Origin of the sequence: Sutterella massiliensis, assembly GCF_016899755.1 — a bacterium.
GTDB classification, from domain to species: domain Bacteria; phylum Pseudomonadota; class Gammaproteobacteria; order Burkholderiales; family Burkholderiaceae_F; genus Sutterella; species Sutterella massiliensis.
In genome coordinates this window covers 1-309 of the sequence record NZ_JACJJC010000377.1, presented here as the reverse complement: position 1 = coordinate 309, position 309 = coordinate 1, and the positions used below count along the sequence as shown (strand labels likewise).

Genomic DNA, 309 nt, shown 5'->3' with positions numbered 1-309 from the left:
CGATTTGCAGAAGTCGCGATTGTTGGTTCCCTGATAGGGAGCAGACATGGTGAAATTCTTCATCTGGAAGTTCAACTAGAATGTCTAGATCGCTACTTTTGACGGCTGTCCTACGTCCAAATGATCCTACGAAAAAGCCATGATCCGAAGTTTTGTTATAAAAATCCCAAAATACATCATTGGCCCTCCAAAAATTTTCATTAACTTTTGTAATAATTCTTTCAAATCTATCGTTAATAACAGAGATTTTTTCTGAAGGGATGGTATTTATATGTTTATGAAAAACAGGCGTGTTCATAAGTTTGATAA

Annotated in this window: 1 protein-coding gene; it reads right to left on the bottom strand. The window is 35.6% G+C overall.

From position 1 onward, the window contains the following. Nucleotides 1-309: SMODS domain-containing nucleotidyltransferase (locus H6A60_RS12985; RefSeq protein ID WP_439145089.1), on the bottom strand; the 309-nt coding region annotated here is incomplete at both ends.